Origin of the sequence: Methylocucumis oryzae (assembly GCF_000963695.1) — a bacterium.
In the GTDB taxonomy this organism is placed as follows: Bacteria; Pseudomonadota; Gammaproteobacteria; order Methylococcales; family Methylomonadaceae; genus Methylovulum; species Methylovulum oryzae.
In genome coordinates this window covers 1-17,650 of the sequence record NZ_LAJX01000118.1, presented here as the reverse complement: position 1 = coordinate 17,650, position 17,650 = coordinate 1, and the positions used below count along the sequence as shown (strand labels likewise).

Genomic DNA, 17,650 nt, shown 5'->3' with positions numbered 1-17,650 from the left:
CTAGGCGTTACTAGGCCGTTTACGGATTGGTTGCAATGACAAAGCGCACGGCATCTAAGCGTAATTGCGCCGCTTGGATATTCTCATGCGCAACCAAGGTAAAGTCTTTTAATTGTTCAATTTCTTCCGTTTTAATCGTAGGGTTGACTTGTTTTAGTCTGACTAAGCGTTTGATTTCTGCACTTAGCGTTTCCAGCATTAACTGCGCTGCGTCGCTGATTAACGCTTGCATACGGGCATGAGCTTGATGTTCCGCTTCAGCTAATAATTTCGTTAAGGTCGCGCGCTGAGCGTTTAAAAAAGGCAATAATTTGGTGCTTATCGAATCGCGCGCCGATGTCAGGCAGGTCTTCATGCACAATACTATCGGTTAAGTCATTTTTATGTTGATCGATGAGTATCCGAATCGGCGTCGGCGGTAAAAAACGGCCAATTTGCAATTCTGCCGGCGCGCTACATTCAGCGACAAATAAACACTCTAATAAAAATTGCCCCGCTTTAAAATTAGGATGTTTGGTGACGCTAATGACCGCATTACCGGTTTCACTCGATAAGATTAAATCCATAGCGGCACTGACCATAGGGTGCTCCCAGGTCATAAACTGCATATCTTCACGGGCTAGTGCGCAATCTCGGCTAATGGTCACTGTGCGTCCGTCTTCATCTAGGCCAGGAAAATGTGAGATGCGTAAATGGTCGCTAGGTTTGACAATAAAACATTCAGGCGAATGAAACTCAGTGTCGACGCCATAGCATTCAAACAGCGCTTCTAAATAAGGCCATAAATTTCGTTCTTGTTCATAATACTTGAGTTGCATAATTAACTCGTCGGCAACGTCTTTGCGGAACGAGTTTAATTCCAACAAAATATCACGACCATTATGCAGTTGTAGTTCTATGTCTTTTCCTAGCGTTTGTGTTTTGGCAATAAAGGCGTTAATTAGCGCCGGTTGTTTATCAGTCAATAGCTCGTCTAATTCCGTTCTAAGCTTATCGGCTACCGGTTGTGCTGCCGAGCAATTAATTCTGAACGCATTCATGCCCTCGTCATACCAGCGAAATAACACCGCTTGCTCGCTGTCTTGCAAGTAAGGCACATGAATTTGTATCGTATGCTTTTGCCCAATCCTATCTAAACGGCCTATGCGTTGTTGTAATAAATCGGGGTTTTTAGGTAAATCCCATAACACCAAATGGTGTACGAATTGAAAGTTACGGCCTTCACTACCGATTTCTGAGCAAATCAATAACCGCGCATTACTGTCTTGGTCAGCAAAATAAGCAGCGGCTCTATCACGTTCAATAATCGTCATGCCTTCGTGAAACACTGCAGATGCGATACCGGCGCGATTTTTTAGCGTTTGCTCTAATTGCATCGCGGTGTCGGCATGTTTACAAATTAATAAGGCTTTTTGTTCGCCTAATTGTTTAATCTTATCGGCTAACCATAGATAGCGCGGGTCTTGTTGTAAATCGGCATCATTGGCTTGTCCCGTCAGTGGGTAAGCGTGACATTCGCGCGCGGGAAAACCTTGCACCGTTTGCCTTGAGTTACGGAATAAAATCCGGCCTGTGCCATGATGGTCTAACAGAATTTTAATCAAGGCTTCTCTAGCCATAGCCGATTGCTGGTCATCGTCTAATTTATTGAGTAAGCCACTAACATTGTCGGCTTTTAACAGATCGGCGAGTAATGCTCTTGCTTCAACGGCTAAGGTCTGCTCATTCAATAACGCTTTAGCCGCTTCGGCGACCGGTTCAAATTGTTTTTCTTCGGCAAGAAACTCGCTAAAGCTATAAAACCTATCGGGGTCTAACAAACGTAAACGAGCAAAATGACTTTCTTTGCCTAATTGTTCTGGGGTCGCGGTTAGTAAAATTAAGCTTGGGGCGCGCAACGCCAGTTGTTCAACAAATGCGTAATCGGGGCTAGCCTCTTGCTCACTCCATGCTAAATGATGAGCTTCATCGACAATAATCATATCCCATTGCGCTTGAATCGCTTGTTTTTGACGCTCTGGGTATTGCTGAAAAAAAACTTAAACCACACAAGACTAATTGCTCAGTCATAAATGGGTTATCGGTATTTTCAGGTTTTTCATCGTCAAATTCTTCGGGTTCTAAGCCATCTAAGCCTAGCTCGCCTAAACATCTGGCTTCATCGAAAATACTAAAACGCAAATTAAACCGTCTTAACATTTCGACTAGCCATTGATGCAATAAACTTTCTGGCACGATGATTAACACGCGTTGACTTAAGCCATTAATCAAGCGGTGATGCAAAATTAAGCCGGCCTCAATGGTTTTACCTAAACCTACTTCGTCCGCAAGCATAATACGGGGCGCAATTCGGCTAGCGGCTTCATGAGCGATAAACAATTGATGCGGTATTAACGAGGTACGGCTACCTAATAAACCTTTTACCGGTGATTGTTGATGGTGGTTTAAATGTTGCCAGGTTTCATAACGTAGCGAGAACCAACTGCTAGGATCAACTGAACCGATAAACAAACGGTCTTGCGGTTTATTAAATTGAATATGGTGATTAAGCTCGACTTCTTCGAGCTTAACTTCATGACCATGTTTGTTATTGCCGTAATAAGTGTATAAGCCTTTTTGCTCTGTCACGCGTGTGACGACGATAGATTCTTCATCCATTGAGGTAATGGTGTCACCTACGGCAAAAGTCACTCGTGTTAATGGCGCGTTATCGCTAGCATAGACGCGACGTTCGTCACAGGCGAGATATAACACAGTGACCCTATTAAAATTCACCTCTAAAATCAAGCCTAAGCCTAATTCTGATTCGGTGTTACTAATCCAACGTTGTCCGGGAATAAAAGATTGCATGATAAAACTAAGTGTGAAAATGCTTGGGTTAAAAAACGGGTATTACTGTTTAATACCAACGCCTTTATGCAATAAAAACAAACTAAATAACGCTAGTATGACAATAAAACCACCGGTCATTAAAAACGCTAACTGAATGTCAATGTCGGAAACGCCGATGAAACCATACCTAAATGCGTTTACCATATACAGAATGGGGTTACCCATAGAGATTTGTTGCCAAATGCCCGGCAACATAGACGTCGAATAAAATACCCCCCTAAATAACTCAATGGGGTTAGCACAAAATTAGGGATGATAGAAATATCATCGAAGCTTTCTGCTAATTGGGCGTTAATAAAACCGGCTAATGAAAACAACGTTGCGGTCATGAGCGCAATTGCCAAGGCAATGCTTAGCGATTGAATGGTAATCGCGGAAAACAATCATCGCAATCACCGCCACGACTAATCCCACTAACAGGCCGCGCATAATGCCGCCAAACACATAGCCCGATAAAATGACCCAATTAGGTACGGGCGCGACTAATAACTCCTCGATATGACGTTGAAATTTAGTGGAATAAAACGAAGACACGACATTCGCATACGAATGGCTAATCACTGACATTAATATCACGCCCGGCACGATATAATCCATATAGCTCGCGCCATTAATCGTACCGATGCGGCTGCCAATCAATTTGCCAAAAATTAAAAAATACAATGCGGTAGTAATCGCTGGTGGTAATAAGGTTTGTGGCCAAATTCTGACAAACCGGTAAATTTCTTTCACCAGGATAGTTTTGAAGGGAATCCAATAACTCATGGTTGTCCACCTGTTGTTTTTGCTTCCACTAAATCCATGAATAATTGCTCTAGTCGATTCGTGCGATTTTTTAAACTAGCCACTTGGATGTTTTGCTGAGTTAATTCGCTGAATAAATGATTCAATCCTATCTCTTTAGGCACGGACACGCTTAAGGTTTTGCTATCGGTTAAGTCGATATGACAACCGGCTATCGTGGGCGCAACAGTTAAGGGGTGTTGTAAATCCAAAACAAAATGGTCAATATGCAAGCGTGCCAGTAAATCTGCCATACTGGAATGCTCGACGATTAAGCCTTGATCGATAATCGCAATATTGCGGCATAAGCTTTCCGCCTCCTCTAAATAGTGCGTCGTCAAAATAATCGTCGTGCCTTGTTGATTGACTTCTTGCATCATTTTCCACATTGAGCGACGAATTTCTATATCGACGCCAGCGGTAGGCTCATCTAAAATCAATAACTTAGGTGCGTGAATCATCGCTCTGGCAATCATGACGCGCCGTTTCATGCCTCCGGATAAACGCCTAGAGACAGTATGGCGTTTATCCCATAAATCCATGTGTTTCAGATAATATTCCGCGCGCTCTAATGCTAGCTTTTTAGGCGTACCGTAATAACCGGCTTGATTTAATAAAATCGCCATGACGGTATCAAATTGATTAAAATTGACTTCTTGTGGTACTAAACCTAAGCAAGTTTTCGCTTGATTACGCTGTTTTTTTAAATCATGTCCGAAAATACTTACTGTACCGCTGGTTTGATTGGTCAGAGAACTAATAATGCTAATCGCCGTTGATTTGCCAGCCCCGTTAGGGCCTAGTAACGCAAAAAAATCGCCCGCTTCAACATCTAAATTAATGCCTTTTAATGCCTCAAAACCATTCGCATAGGTTTTTCGTAGATTCCTTATTGATAATGCATTCATAATACTAAGGCTTAACGGAAACTCTTAAATAAGTTAAATTAGTCACCCTATCATTGATATGGCAGATACTAAATTTCCAGATTCTATCAGAATTTGCTTAGTGTCGTAGACAAAAGACAACACTGGATGACTTGTGCCCAAAAAAATACCTGAAATCGTTGCTGCAGTAGACCTAGGCTCTAATAGTTTTCACATGATTGTTTGTAGTCTGAATGGCGACAAACTAAAAATTATCGACCGTTTAAAAGAAATGGTGCGGTTGGCTTCTGGTTTAGATAAGCGTAATGTCTTAGACCACGCCGCACAAGAGCGTGCGCTGGCTTGCTTAGAGCGTTTTGGCCAACGTTTACGCAATGTTCCACCCGAAAATGTTCGGGTAGTTGGCACAAATACCTTGCGTACAGCAAAAAATGCTGAGCAGTTTTTAGTCAAAGCCGAAAAAGCGCTGAATCACAAAATCGACATCATCTCAGGTATCGAAGAAGCCCGGCTGATATACCAAGGTGTCGCCTATAGCCTAAGCAGTCATGCTTTGTTACGCTTAGTTATGGATATAGGTGGTGGTAGTACGGAATACATCATTGGTAGCGGCGCTAATCCTTTGTGCAAAGAAAGCTTACACATGGGCTGCGTATCGGTTAGCAAGCTGTTTTTCAAAAGACGGTCATATTAGTAAAGAGGCGTTTAACCAAGCCATCTTATATGCCGAGCAAAAATTAGAGCCGTTTGAAACGAAGTTTAATAGCCGTAATTGGGAGCAGGCGATAGGTGCTTCGGGTAGTTTAAGAGCGATTGCCAAGGTGCTAGATAGCAAAGGTTGGAGTAACAACGGCATTACCTTAGACGGTTTGCAAACTTTAGTCGATTATTTAATCCAGAAAAAACATATCGATGCGCTAGAATTTGAAGACTTTGATAGAGAGCGCTTACCGGTATTTCCGGGTGGTGTAGCGATTGCCTATGCGACGTTTAAAGCGCTGAAAATAAGCCAAATGACCGTTTCCGATGGTGCGCTACGCGATGGTTTAATCCAAGACTTACTAGGCCGTTTATACAATCACGATATTCGTTCAGAAACAGCGCGCTCATTAGCCGAGCGCTACCATACCGATGCCGCCCATGCTAACCGCATCAAGCAAACAGCCAACGCGATGTTAGTACAACTATCCGCTAACCATGCCTGGGCAGAACAAGAAATTTGCGTGCAACTGTTAAATTGGGCCGCAGAATTACATGAAATCGGTCATGATATTGCCCACAGTCAATATCATAAACACAGCGCTTATGTGGTAAAACATGGTGATTTAGCCGGTTTTTCTAAACAAGACCAACTGTTACTATCGACGATTATTCGCTCACATCGACGTAAATTCAGTTTATCGCGCTTTAATCGGTTACCCGAAGATTGGTGCGCGCTAGCCCCGTTATTAACGATTATCTTACGCTTAGCCGTTTTGCTAAGACGTAATCGCCACGATGAAGATTTGCCTGAATTTTCCATGGCATTAGAAAAAATTAAACACGGCTATAGTGTGCAGTTACGTTTTCCTAGTCAATGGTTGGCTGATTCTCCGTTAACCCAAGCGGATTTAACCAAAGAAGCGGATTATTTAAAAGCCGCAGGTGTGTTGCTGGAATTTAGCTGATTCAATGACGTGGTTGCTTAAGTTCATCCGTTATAGCCTACTGGCCTTAATACTTTTATGCGTGTTAATTGTATTTTTTGGCATAGGCGATGAAGCCGATGTGGAACTAAATTGGCAGTTAGCCCCGCAAGACTTGGTGCGCGCGAAAAAAAATACTACATGAAGGGTCTAAAATCAGACCTGAAGATATACAAACCATAGAACTTAGCCGGGAGGATTTAATTCTTGCGGCTAATTATTTATTAAACCGCTATAGCAAAAGCGCAGTACAAATTTCACTCAAACCCAATCAGCTGAAATTTACGGCAACCACAACTTTGCCGCCTAATCGCATAGGTAAATATCTCAATATCACATTGGCGCTAGGTAATGTAGACGGCAATCAACTGCCAACCATCACTAAATTTAAAGCGGGTAAATTACTACTGCCCTCAGCACTGGCCGGTTGGGTGATTGAGTTTTACATTAGGCATTCAGCGCTGAATAATTATTTTATATTGGCAACCCGCCCGATTAAATCGGTGCTTATTACCCCTGAAAAAATCAGTATTAGCTATTCACCCACGCTAGATACATTAATACAAGCACAACAATTACTGGCCAACAATAACACCCACGCGGCTCAGTTATATCAAACTCAACTCAATGCGATTGTTGAGCGTCATGATAAAAAATGGCGTTTATCGTTGGCTGAGTTATTACAGCCGCTGTTCAAATTAGCGTATGAACGCTCAACGTTAGAGTCTGCTATTGAAGAAAACCGCATTGTGATTTTTACCGTGAACAACTATGTGAATCAACATGCGAAAAAAGTTTTTACAGCACCCGCTTAACCTCAGCAACCAAAAATATTACTCGGCTTTTGTCTATCAACGCGGCGATTTAGCACAACATTTTATGGCGTCCGCCGCGCTCACGGCGTCAGTCAACGGGCAGTTGTCAACCGCGATGGGCGAGGAAAAAGAGTTACGCGATGCCGCTAAAGGCAGCGGTTTTAGTTTTATCGATTTAGCGGCGGATAAAGCGGGCACGCGTTTTGGTGAAGCAGCGACGGTTTCATCTGAATCGGCACGGCGTTTACAAAAAGCCATGTCAGAAATCAAAGACTATAGCGCTTTTATCCCCGACCCTAGAGATTTGCCGGAACACATGAACGAAGCCGAGTTCAAACAGCGTTTCGGTTCCACTAACAGTCCTCAATATCAACATGTATTACAAATGATTGATGAGCGGATTAATCAGTTGGTCATTTACCAAGAATAACTTCACTTTTTGTCCTCGTTCCCCCGCCCCCAGCGCCACAGGCATACCCCGCAAAAAAAAGTTAAGGTTTATTGCAGGCACTGACAAGTCTTGCAGTCCTATTAAATAACCTAACGCTACGATAATCTCTGTTTGTTGTGCTTCATAAGATTTTATTGATAAAAATCAATGTATTAGCACTGTTGTTTCATGCCCGGTTTAAATGGCATTAAACCTGCTCCATTGGGTTTGGGCACTCTGCAGCTACAACGAAGTTATTAACATTATTGTTTTGTCGCAAAAACGGCGACAACGCACACCGGAGAATCTTATGCGATATAAATACGCTTACAAAAGCCTGGTTGGGCTTGGCATGGCGATGGGGTTATTGAGTCAGGTTGCGCTAGCAACATCTAGTTATTACGATAAACTGAATACCCAGTGTGCAACACTGAATGGCACGGGTTCGGTACGCAATTCGTCGGTAGGTTGTACGACTTGTCATGATAGTTCTTACAATGTCAATTCAACAGGACGGGCTTTCATCAGTGCCGGACATAAACCGACTGCAGCTATATCCAGCATATTATGCACGCTAGCCGCTGCCACCAATACAGCTCCGACCGCTAATGCTGGGCCGGACCAGTCGATAACTAATGCGTTACCGGTGACTGTAACACTAAAGGGAACAGGCGCCGATAAAGACGGTGATGCGTTAACATTTACCTGGTCATTGACGAAAAAACCGGCCGGTAGCCAAGCGGTATTATCCAGCACGACGGCGGCCAGCCCTAGTTTTTCAGCCGATGTTGTCGGTCAATATACGGCGAAACTAATAGTGAATGATGGCAAATTAAATAGTAGCGCCGATACGGTAAGCATTATCGTGGGTAAAACCGGGAATGCTAAACCGGTAGCCCATGCAGGCTTAGATCAACACGTACAAATCGGGGCGCTGGTTACGCTAAGCGCTAGCGGCACCGATGCCGATAATGAGCCGTTAACTTATTTGTGGACGCTTAAGACACCTAAAAATAGTGCTGCGGTATTGTCCAATGCTACGGCGTTAATGCCAACGTTTATCGCTGACCTACCAGGGCGTTATGAGGCAAGGTTGGTTGTTAACGATGGCAAAGTCAATAGCAATGCCGATTCTGTCATGATTACCGCAGGTTCAGGCAATGTTGCGCCGGTAGCTAATGCTGGAGCCGATAAAAATGCGTTGCTAAACACGGAAATCACTTTGAACGGCAAGGGCTTTGATGCAGATGGTGATTCCTTGACGTATCTATGGTCGTTAATCAAAATCCCGAAAGACAGTAGCGCACACATGTCTGACGCGACATTAGCGAGCCCGATATTGGTCGCCGATAAACTCGGCGAATATGTCGCTCAGTTAATCGTTAACGATGGCGTCTTGAACAGTAAACCAGACACAGTGTTGATTAAAGTCAGCGAGCCGGTTACTAGCGAGGTCAGCGTTGGGCTTGCGCTAATGCTTGAGCCTTCTGTCTTAATGTTAGAAGAGTTTGGCAAGTCCATTATCGTAAAAGCCAATATCAGCGCGGTGAATAATGTTGATAGACTCGATATACCGGTGCTAGTCAGCGCAAAAGTCGGCAGACCTGATGGTAGTAGCCAAAGTCTTGGTCAAAAACGCATCTTGCTGAAAGAGGTTTATAAAATCTACGCACAATACACGCCTAAAATGGTCGGTGAGCATACCGTCACTGTCGTTATCAGCGACCAAACCGGGGGCACATTAGCCGAGCAAAGCAAAAAGTTAACTGTGCTATTGCAAAATGACGATGATGACGATGAGCATGATAGCGATGGGCATGATGACGATGATTAAGCAAGGATTTTGCAACAAGGATGCTATAAGTTCGCATTTTTAATAGGGGACGATGCTCAGATAACATCTTGTTAAGAGATGTTATCTGGTCTCGTTTAGTGATGTTTATAGAAGTTTGACTAACGCGGCGACAAGTCCCGCTTGTGCCAGCAACATGCCGGCTATCCACTTGACTAAATCAAATTTAATGTCGTTGATGCTAGCTTCAAGACGCAGCTCTGTTTCTTTTAAACGATGATCCAACGTTGCATTAGATACTAAGTTATCTTGGGCTTGTGAAATCACGCGTACAACGGTTTCGGCCTGTGCTTGTTCAAAGCCTGCCGCTTTAAGTTTATCAACTAGTTCCAGTGTATCAAAAGTAATGGTCGCCATCTTCTTACCCGATTGTGTGTTTTCTTATTGTCACCGTCTTGCCTGGATGCTGCCAGGCAAGGCGGTGAGTCATGATGCCGCTTATCCTAATCGACGACTTTAAAAACTTCCCGTGCTTTCAAATCCGCTTGGATTTCTGCGGCTGTAAAAGGGAATTTAAACATTTCACCGGCTGAAAACATGGCGAGCTGGTCGTTATACCAAGGCGAAGTTTTTTCAGTGGCTTGTGAAAAAGCTAACACGCCCAGGGCTACAGGTCCTGTAGGTGTCAGTTCAACGAGATGGGTATAGCTGGAGCCGGTCAACTCTGCGCCGGAAAACCCTTTTAAGCTAGTCAGCCAACCGTCAAAATTCTGCATGTTTAAGCTGAACATAGCATCGTATATGCCTTGGTTAGCAGGGCCTCCCGGTATGCCGAATTTTTTTGTTGTTTGCGTCGGTGACAAAATGTACGTCACCCCATGCGGCGTCTGGCGCGATACCTGCGCTTTGCAAGGCTTTAGCGACACGTGCTAACGCAGTTAACACGGCGTCACGCACCTTTGCATCGGTAGTCAATCCTGGGCTGGGTGTTGCTAACGGTTTATCGAAGGCAGGCGGCGTCGCCAACAATTGCTCGGTGGTAATGCCTTGGTCTTGCAAGGCAACCCATAGACCGCCAAACACATGAGCACCACGGCTGGTTAGAGCATTTTTGCGATCCCAGGCGGTTAAAGCGCTGCAGACTGCGCTTATATCAACGCTGTTGCCTTCTAGCTTAACAGATGGGGTTGCTTTGCATAACGCAGCAATATCTGCTGCTAGGAGTTCCGCTGCGTAGTTGCGTTTGTCGTCAAATAATTGCTTCAGTGACTTGGCTGTAAATTTGGCGGCACCTAGGTTATCGGTACCCGCGAGGCGGCCTTCAATCATCTTTAAGGCAAGGCTTGGCCGTAATTGCAGAGGAACTTTCGATGGGCCGAAAGCTTTGGTGCTCGCGGCAAGTTGGACTTGGGCGTTGGGTATTTCAAAGTTATTATTGCTATTGCCAAGGTAATCCGCGCGAATAACTGAGGGTAATAATTCTGCCGCTAGTGTGCCTTTGGGATAACATGCAGAGCGTGCTCCATCCAATGTGATTGCATCGAACATCGCCTGCATGTTGGCCGCCGAAGACGTATTACCACAGTTTTGATAAACATCGGCTGGAATATTCGGTACAGCGGAAATCTCACCAAATAAAATGTCGCCTTTTGCATCGACTGCCGTGGTGTAAGACCACGGCACCCCTCTGATAGCATCCAGACTGGCTTTGACTTGTTGCACATCTTTGGCTTTAGCGACATCAAGCCATTGGCTGACCAGGCGAGTGTTGTTGCGGTTAACATCGGTGACAATAAAGGTGCCGCCATCCGGTATGCCTAACGTTGAAGCCAGCAACACGGGACCTTCTTTAGTCATTTGCACATTGACTTTACGCGGCTTAGCTTCGCCTTTGACCTTAATAGCTAGCGTTTTAGTCGTAATTTTATGCATTTTTCCATCGACTAAATAATGAGTCGGGTCTTTGGCCTGAGGTTTGATTTCCATTAATGTCAGGCGCTGAGTATTAGAGAAAGTCAAACCCCATGCCATCGTTTGATTAAAACCGGATACCGGTAATGGAAAGCCGCCTAGCATAGGTCCCATGACATCGAGTTCACCAGGGATGCGCGCGTGGACGATATACGTGCGTTGTATACCGCCCCACGGAAAATGCGGGTTGTATAAGTGTAAAGGCCCACCTTCAGCCAAGCCTTCACGGCCAATCGCTAAGGCGTTGCTGCCTATGGGGCGTTCTGCCACGGTTGCTGCCGCAAAAGAGTTTTGCGTAACGGCACTGGTTTTTGTCTTAGCCGCGTTAGGTTCGGTAATCGCCAAGAAGGGGCCTACGAATTCTGCACCTGCCAGCCCGGCAGCAGCCACCCACAGCCGATAAATATCATCTACAGTCACTTTGCCCGTAAAATTAACCCGTTCGCAGGCTGCTAATTTATGTGTGTCTAAATAGTGGTTAGCACCTTCGACATAGCCTTCCGCTAAATCGCGCACTGCTTTAGGTTCTTTATTAAAGCCTTCGCGAATGGCTTTAGTATCGTAATAAGTCCGAAACAGCGCATCCATGCGTTGGGATGACATTGAGTGTGATTCGGCGAGTATTTTTTCTATTTTATCTGCGCCCACTTGTTCTGCGAGGCGGCCATTGACTTGCGCGATTCGGTACGCCAATAAGCAGCGGTTATCTTCGGCGTAGGCATAACCGACGCCATATCCGATACCTTTGTAAGTGTCGGCCGTGACGTGGACAAGTCCATGTCCTGTACGCTCAACAACGGTGTCGGTAGTACCCGCGAATAGGTTAGTGGTCATCGTTGCCGTGTAAATAAGGGCTAACAATCGTTTCATTGCGATAAGCTCCATAGGTGCATTTGATTAAGTAACATAGGTGTGGTTTTACTCTAGTTTATTTTTATTATTATGCGCGGCATGATAACAGAAACTGCTACCTGCGGCCGCTATGGAAGCTGCAAGGGGCGGTGGTAAAAGGTTGTTTAGCGGATTAAGGATAAGGGACACGAGTAGCCGCCGTAATAACAGTGCGGCTCTTAAAGAGAATTGCTGAGGCGCTGCCCATTGATTTGGACGTTATTACCTAGCTCAGATAGTTGTGACATCGAGAAATAAGCTGGTATTGCTCCGTTGTTATGGCTTATTTAAAAAAAACGCTGTAAATAATACCCCGTATACGAGCTGGCATGTTGGCTTAATTGTCTTGGCGTGCCTTGGGCTACTAAAGTACCGCCACCTTCGCCGCCTTCAGGTCCCATGTCGATAATCCAATCGGCGGTTTTAATAACGTCTAAATTATGTTCTATCACAATCACGGTATTGCCGTTATCGCGTAGTTGATGCAATACCGATAATAGTTGTTTTATATCGTGAAAATGCAAGCCAGTTGTCGGCTCATCTAGGATATATAACGTGTTGCCGGTATCGCGTTTAGATAATTCTTTGCCTAGCTTGACGCGTTGCGCTTCGCCACCCGATAACGTCGTCGCGTTTTGACCTAAGGTGATATAGCTTAAGCCTACCGATTTTAGCGTAACGAGTTTTTTGGCTAAGCTCGGTATTGCGCTGAAAAAGTCGGCAGCATCTTCGACCGTCATCGCTAAAACTTCATCAATCGTCTTGCCTTTATAGCGAATTTCTAAGGTCTCTCGGTTATAACGCTTGCCATTGCAATGCTCACATTGCACATAAATATCAGGTAAAAAATGCATTTCGACTTTAATTACCCCGTCGCCTTTACAGGCCTCACAACGCCCACCTTTGACGTTAAAACTAAAGCGGCCACTGTTATAACCCCGCGCGCGCGCTTCGGGCACGGCAGCGAATAAATCCCGAATCAACGTAAATAAGCCGGTGTAAGTTGCAGGATTCGAGCGTGGTGTACGGCCAATCGGGCTTTGGTCTATATCGACGACTTTATCAAACTGCTCTAAACCATCAATTGCATCGCAGGGTGCCGCGACTACAGCAGCTTTATTGATAAGGCGTTGCGCATGACTAAACAACGTATCGTTAACCAGCGTCGATTTACCGGAGCCTGACACGCCGGTGACGCAGGTCAATAAGCCAACTGGAAAGGCTATATCGACGTTTTTTAGATTATTGCCTGATGCATTGCGGATAAGGATTTGTTTATCTGGGTTAGGCGCGATGGTTTTATCAGGTACGGCAATCACTTCGCTACCGGCTAAGTATCGGCCTGTTAACGATTCGGTATGGTCGATAATGTCGTTAAGCGCTCCGCTAACAATAATTTCACCTCCATGAATCCCGCACCAGGGCCAATATCGACAATATGGTCAGCGGCGCGAATGGCGTCTTCATCGTGTTCAACGACAATGACGGTATTGCCTAAATCGCGTAGCCGATACAAGGTGTTTAGCAAGCGGTCGTTATCGCGTTGATGTAAGCCTATAGAGGGTTCATCGAGTACATACATGACGCCGACTAAGCCTGCGCCAATTTGACTCGCTAAGCGTATGCGTTGCGCTTCGCCACCTGATAAGGTTTCTGCGCTACGGTTTAAGGTTAGATAATCCAAACCAACGTTGACCAAGAACTCCAAACGTTCGTGAATTTCTTTAATGATTTTGTCAGCAATTTCACCGCGTTTTACCGGTTAAATGTAAGTTTTGACAAAAGGCTAACGCGTCGCGAATCGCAAATGCCGTGATTTGGTGAATCGCTAGCTCAGCAACGGTAACATGGCGCGCGGATAGATTTAAGCGTGCACCTTGGCATTGTTGGCAAGGCTTTTGGGTTAAAAATTTTGCCAGTTCTTCACGCACGGATTCTGAATCGGTGTCATGATAGCGCCGCTGCATCGTGCCAATCACGCCTTCAAACGTATGATGTTTAATTCGGCTGACGCTGCCGAATTCATATTTAAACGCAATAGCATCGTTACCACTACCGTAGAGTAAAATATGCTGTATGTTTTTGGGTAGTTGTGAATACGGCGTGTCGGGGTTAAAGCCATAATGCTCGGCTAGGCAACAGAGCATTTGATAAAAATACGCGTTACGTTTATCCCAGCCACGAATCGCACCATTGGCTAAACTTAGTTCAGGACTTGGAATAATCAATGCGGGATCGAAATGTTGTTGCACACCTAAACCATCGCAGCCTGGACACGCGCCTTTAGGATTATTAAACGAAAATAAGCGCGGCTCTAATTCTGACAAGCTAAAGCCACAATGCGGACAGGCATAGCGCTCGGAAAACAAAATTTCCGTGCCATCGGCTTCAAGGCTGGACGCTATCGCCAAACCCTCGCCTAAGCGTAACGCCGTGGCAAACGATTCAGCTAAGCGTACACTTAAATCAGGCCGGATTTTAAATCGGTCGATAATGGCCTCAATGGTATGCTTTTTTTTGCTATCCAATTTAGGCGCGTCGTCTAAGTCGTAAACTTCGCCGTCGATGCGGGCGCGGATAAAGCCTTGCGCTTGTAAGTCTTGCAATAATTGTTGATATTCGCCTTTACGCTGTTTAATGACTGGCGCTAACAGCATCCAGCGCTGGTCTAACGGTTGCGCTAATAATTGATCAACCATTTGGCTAATCGTTTGTGCTTCCAACGAGACATGATGTTCAGGACAATGTGGTACGCCGACCCGTGCATACAGCAAGCGCAAATAATCATAAATTTCGGTAATCGTGCCGACGGTTGAACGCGGGTTATGCGAGGTCGATTTTTGTTCTATCGAAATAGCCGGTGACAAGCCTTCGATATGGTCGACATCCGGTTTTTCCATCATCGATAAAAACTGCCGTGCATAGGCTGACAACGATTCGACATAACGCCGTTGTCCTTCGGCATAAATCGTATCAAACGCTAACGATGACTTACCCGAACCTGATAAGCCGGTAATGACAATGAGTTTATCTCTGGGTAAGTCCAGATTAATGTTTTTTAGATTATGCGTTCTCGCACCGCGAATGCTGATAGTGTCCATGAGGCGTGGTAAAAAATATTAAGATGGATTATTGGAAAGAGGAAAAACCGAGTTGATGAAGCGTGTGGCTGTATCGTTTTATAACAGCGGTGTTATACAGCACCTTATGATAAGTTCCAAGTCTATCACCGACTCGTAATGTGTACTGTTGAAAATTGTTGGACAGTTACCGCTGTTATGAAAGCCGGGCTTATCTTTAGACAATCTACACGTATGGAATGGATACCAACGTGATTTTGATGGATAATGCTGCTATTGAATAATAGTTAAGTAATACGGCAATCCACACCTGACCTCATCTAGCTATGGATAGTAGCAGAGGTTTCAGACTCGCAAGGAACAAGATGAAACATAAACTCACGGAACTCTTACAACACGCTGTTAATACGTTAAAAAGCACTGGCGTTATCGATTCTTCTCTTCAACCTCAAATTATCATAGAACGTAGCCGCGATGATAAACATGGCGATTATGCGAGCAATTTAGCGCTAGCATTGGCTAAGTCAGCGAAAATGCCACCTAGACAATTAGCCGAGCAATTAGTCGCAGCATTACCTAGTGATTCTGCTGTTATTAAAGTTGAACTCGCAGGGCCTGGTTTTATTAACTTCTTTATCGATGCGTTAGCGCAGCACCAAGTGATTCCACGCATTTTAACCGAACAAGCACATTACGGTTTAAGCCAAGTCGGTGCCGGTCAACGCGTGCAAGTTGAATTTGTTTCGGCCAATCCTACCGGGCCTTTACATGTTGGTCATGGTCGTGGTGCGGCCTATGGTTCAGCGCTGGCTAATTTGCTAGCGGCAGCTGGGTATACTGTGCATAGAGAGTATTATGTTAATGATGCTGGTAGACAAATGGATATTTTGGCGACTAGCGTTTGGCTGCGTTATCTAGCGGCGCTAGGCGAGGTGTTTACATTCCCTAGCAATGGTTACAAAGGTGATTATGTTGTCGATATTGCCAACGAGTTATTGGCACAAGCAGGTCGTGATTTTTATCAGTCGATTGCAACAGTGATGGCGGATATTCCGGCCGATGAACCTGATGGTGGTGATAAAGAAGAGCATATTGATGCACTGATTGCTAAGGCTAAGAATTTGTTAGGCCAGGGCTACGAGTATGTGTTTGCGGCGGGCTTAACTAGCATTTTGGCGGACATTAAAGATGACTTGCATGAATTTGGCGTTGATTATGAAGAGTGGTTTTCTGAGCGTTCATTAATGGATGATGGTGCAGTGGCTGAAGCACTAAGCCGTTTACGCTCAGCCGGGCATTTATACGATAAAGACGGTGCGGTATGGTTTGCCTCATCGTCATTAGGTGATGAGAAAGACCGTGTGGTGTTACGGGAAAATGGACAATATACTTATTTTGCCTCGGATATTGCTTACCACATGAATAAATTGGACAGAGGTTTTGACCATTTAATTAATATTTGGGGTGCTGATCATCACGGCTATATTCCTAGAGTGAAAGCCGCACTTAAAGCCTTAGGCGCTGATGAGACTAAACTGACGGTGTTGTTAGTGCAGTTTGCAACGTTGTATAGAGGTGAGGAAAAAGTACAAATGTCCACGCGCTCTGGCGAGTTTGTGACGCTTAGACAGTTGCGCGATGAAGTCGGCAAGGATGCGGCAAGGTTTTATTATGTGATGAGGCGATCTGAGCAGCACATGGATTTTGATTTGGCGTTGGCTACGTCTAAAACTAACGAGAATCCTGTCTTTTATGTGCAATATGCCTATGCTAGGGTATGTAGTGTTTTAAGGCAATTGGCAGAAAAAGGTTGGACGCGCGATGCGGCATTAGGCTTAGAGCATCTGGCGCGCTTAACAGAGACGCATGAATTACAGTTGATTCAGACCTTGGCGCGTTATCCTGAGGTGATTGAGCGAGCGGCGGCGCAATTTGAACCTCATCAAGTGATTCAGTATTTGCGGGAGTTAGCGACCGAGTTTCATACTTATTATAACGCGCATCAGTTTTTGGTTGACGATGACGCCTTGCGTAATGCTCGCTTGAATTTAATTGCAGCAGTGCAACAAGTATTAGGCAATGGTTTGGCCCTATTAAGCGTAAGCACCCCAGAAGTGATGTGATATGTCTAAAGACTACAAAAACAGAGTACAGCGTAAAACTAAGGCTAAGTCTAAATCCAGTTTAAGCGTTTGGCAGTGGATGTTAATTACTGCATTAGTTATTTTGTTTGTAGTTTTTTTAGCGTATTTGCATTTTGCAGGTTCAGATAAAAGTTGAGGAAAACGCCAGCGACGATTGTAACAAAGCCCGCGAGTAATCCTATAAAGCCTAAACAGGCTGATAAGCCTGTAGAAAAAAAGTTGAGACTAAGCCGAAAGCACCGCATTTTGATTTTTACCAAATTTTACCGGGCAAAGAAGT

The 17,650-nt window shown here is 44.8% G+C and carries 14 protein-coding genes and 2 pseudogenes; 7 read left to right on the top strand and 9 right to left on the bottom strand.

Annotated features, from left to right (window positions below):
- Window positions 1–19 precede the first annotated feature (19 nt).
- The 5 genes and pseudogenes from VZ94_RS32105 to VZ94_RS12020 form a co-directional block, all read right to left on the bottom strand.
- Window positions 20–307 carry a hypothetical protein gene (locus tag VZ94_RS32105; RefSeq protein ID WP_338040386.1) on the bottom strand — a complete coding sequence of 96 codons (288 nt, stop codon included), beginning with the start codon at window positions 305–307 and terminating at the stop codon, window positions 20–22.
- Window positions 258–1,982 carry a helicase-related protein gene (locus VZ94_RS32100; RefSeq protein WP_338040385.1) on the bottom strand — a complete coding sequence of 575 codons (1,725 nt, stop codon included), beginning with the start codon at window positions 1,980–1,982 and terminating at the stop codon, window positions 258–260. The genes VZ94_RS32105 and VZ94_RS32100 overlap by 50 nt, the downstream gene beginning before the upstream one ends.
- Complete coding sequence (locus VZ94_RS32095; RefSeq protein WP_338040384.1) at window positions 1,966–2,850, bottom strand: SNF2-related protein; 885 nt, start codon at window positions 2,848–2,850, stop codon at window positions 1,966–1,968. The genes VZ94_RS32100 and VZ94_RS32095 overlap by 17 nt, the downstream gene beginning before the upstream one ends.
- Before the next feature lie 42 nt (window positions 2,851–2,892).
- Window positions 2,893–3,657: pseudogene (locus tag VZ94_RS12025) on the bottom strand (ABC transporter permease).
- Window positions 3,654–4,583, bottom strand: coding sequence for an ABC transporter ATP-binding protein (locus VZ94_RS12020; protein WP_192828635.1), 930 nt, complete (start codon window positions 4,581–4,583; stop codon window positions 3,654–3,656). The pseudogene VZ94_RS12025 and the gene VZ94_RS12020 overlap by 4 nt, the downstream one beginning before the upstream one ends.
- A gap of 133 nt (window positions 4,584–4,716) precedes the next feature.
- Here VZ94_RS12020 and VZ94_RS32090 point away from each other — a divergent pair, with 133 nt between their 5' ends.
- From VZ94_RS32090 to VZ94_RS12005, 6 genes are all read left to right on the top strand, one after another.
- Window positions 4,717–5,256, top strand: a complete 540-nt coding sequence (locus tag VZ94_RS32090) for a Ppx/GppA phosphatase family protein (protein ID WP_338040383.1) — start codon at window positions 4,717–4,719, stop codon at window positions 5,254–5,256.
- A complete protein-coding gene (locus tag VZ94_RS12015) occupies window positions 5,165–6,229 on the top strand; it encodes a Ppx/GppA phosphatase family protein (protein WP_338040382.1) in 1,065 nt (354 codons plus the stop codon). Before VZ94_RS32090 ends, VZ94_RS12015 begins: the two co-directional genes overlap by 92 nt.
- A 4-nt stretch (window positions 6,230–6,233) precedes the next feature.
- Window positions 6,234–6,392 carry a hypothetical protein gene (locus tag VZ94_RS28945; protein ID WP_239649887.1) on the top strand — a complete coding sequence of 53 codons (159 nt, stop codon included), beginning with the start codon at window positions 6,234–6,236 and terminating at the stop codon, window positions 6,390–6,392.
- A 154-nt stretch (window positions 6,393–6,546) separates the two neighbouring features.
- Complete coding sequence (locus tag VZ94_RS28940; RefSeq protein ID WP_239649886.1) at window positions 6,547–7,062, top strand: hypothetical protein; 516 nt, start codon at window positions 6,547–6,549, stop codon at window positions 7,060–7,062.
- On the top strand, window positions 7,031–7,492 hold the full coding sequence (locus VZ94_RS28935; RefSeq protein ID WP_239649885.1) for a YfiM family lipoprotein: 462 nt from the start codon (window positions 7,031–7,033) through the stop codon (window positions 7,490–7,492). Before VZ94_RS28940 ends, VZ94_RS28935 begins: the two co-directional genes overlap by 32 nt.
- A 310-nt stretch (window positions 7,493–7,802) precedes the next feature.
- Window positions 7,803–9,326, top strand: a complete 1,524-nt coding sequence (locus tag VZ94_RS12005) for a PKD domain-containing protein (protein ID WP_131655547.1) — start codon at window positions 7,803–7,805, stop codon at window positions 9,324–9,326.
- 105 nt (window positions 9,327–9,431) lie between these two features.
- Here VZ94_RS12005 and VZ94_RS12000 read toward each other — a convergent pair whose 3' ends face one another.
- The 4 genes and pseudogenes from VZ94_RS12000 to uvrA all read right to left on the bottom strand — a co-directional run bounded on the left by VZ94_RS12000 (window position 9,432) and on the right by uvrA (window position 15,247).
- Entirely contained in the window at window positions 9,432–9,701 is a 270-nt protein-coding gene (locus tag VZ94_RS12000; RefSeq protein WP_045779410.1) for a CCDC90 family protein, read from the bottom strand.
- A gap of 86 nt (window positions 9,702–9,787) precedes the next feature.
- The gene (locus VZ94_RS30735; RefSeq protein ID WP_045779409.1) at window positions 9,788–10,075 is read right to left on the bottom strand and encodes a penicillin acylase family protein; all 288 of its coding nucleotides are present in this window, start codon (window positions 10,073–10,075) and stop codon (window positions 9,788–9,790) included.
- A 19-nt stretch (window positions 10,076–10,094) separates the two neighbouring features.
- Entirely contained in the window at window positions 10,095–12,125 is a 2,031-nt protein-coding gene (locus tag VZ94_RS11990) for a penicillin acylase family protein (RefSeq protein WP_045779408.1), read from the bottom strand.
- 308 nt (window positions 12,126–12,433) lie between these two features.
- Window positions 12,434–15,247: pseudogene (uvrA, locus tag VZ94_RS11985) on the bottom strand (excinuclease ABC subunit UvrA).
- Between the two features lie 344 nt (window positions 15,248–15,591).
- Here uvrA and argS point away from each other — a divergent pair.
- Entirely contained in the window at window positions 15,592–17,349 is a 1,758-nt protein-coding gene (gene argS, locus VZ94_RS11980; protein WP_045779407.1) for an arginine--tRNA ligase, read from the top strand.
- Window positions 17,350–17,650 lie beyond the last annotated feature (301 nt).

What these genes read in the sequence shown, in the direction of transcription:
- VZ94_RS12020 (WP_192828635.1), bottom strand. Translation starts at nt 4,583, where the DNA reads ATGAATGCATTATCAATAAGGAATCTACGAAAAACCTATGCGAATGGT.
- VZ94_RS28945 (WP_239649887.1), top strand. Translation starts at nt 6,234, where the DNA reads ATGACGTGGTTGCTTAAGTTCATCCGTTATAGCCTACTGGCCTTAATA.
- argS (WP_045779407.1), top strand. Translation starts at nt 15,592, where the DNA reads ATGAAACATAAACTCACGGAACTCTTACAACACGCTGTTAATACGTTA.
- VZ94_RS30735 (WP_045779409.1), bottom strand. Translation starts at nt 10,075, where the DNA reads ATGTTCAGCTTAAACATGCAGAATTTTGACGGTTGGCTGACTAGCTTA.
- VZ94_RS32095 (WP_338040384.1), bottom strand. Translation starts at nt 2,850, where the DNA reads ATGCAATCTTTTATTCCCGGACAACGTTGGATTAGTAACACCGAATCA.
- VZ94_RS28935 (WP_239649885.1), top strand. Translation starts at nt 7,031, where the DNA reads ATGCGAAAAAAGTTTTTACAGCACCCGCTTAACCTCAGCAACCAAAAA.
- VZ94_RS32100 (WP_338040385.1), bottom strand. Translation starts at nt 1,982, where the DNA reads ATGATTATTGTCGATGAAGCTCATCATTTAGCATGGAGTGAGCAAGAG.
- VZ94_RS12005 (WP_131655547.1), top strand. Translation starts at nt 7,803, where the DNA reads ATGCGATATAAATACGCTTACAAAAGCCTGGTTGGGCTTGGCATGGCG.
- VZ94_RS12000 (WP_045779410.1), bottom strand. Translation starts at nt 9,701, where the DNA reads ATGGCGACCATTACTTTTGATACACTGGAACTAGTTGATAAACTTAAA.
- VZ94_RS11990 (WP_045779408.1), bottom strand. Translation starts at nt 12,125, where the DNA reads ATGAAACGATTGTTAGCCCTTATTTACACGGCAACGATGACCACTAAC.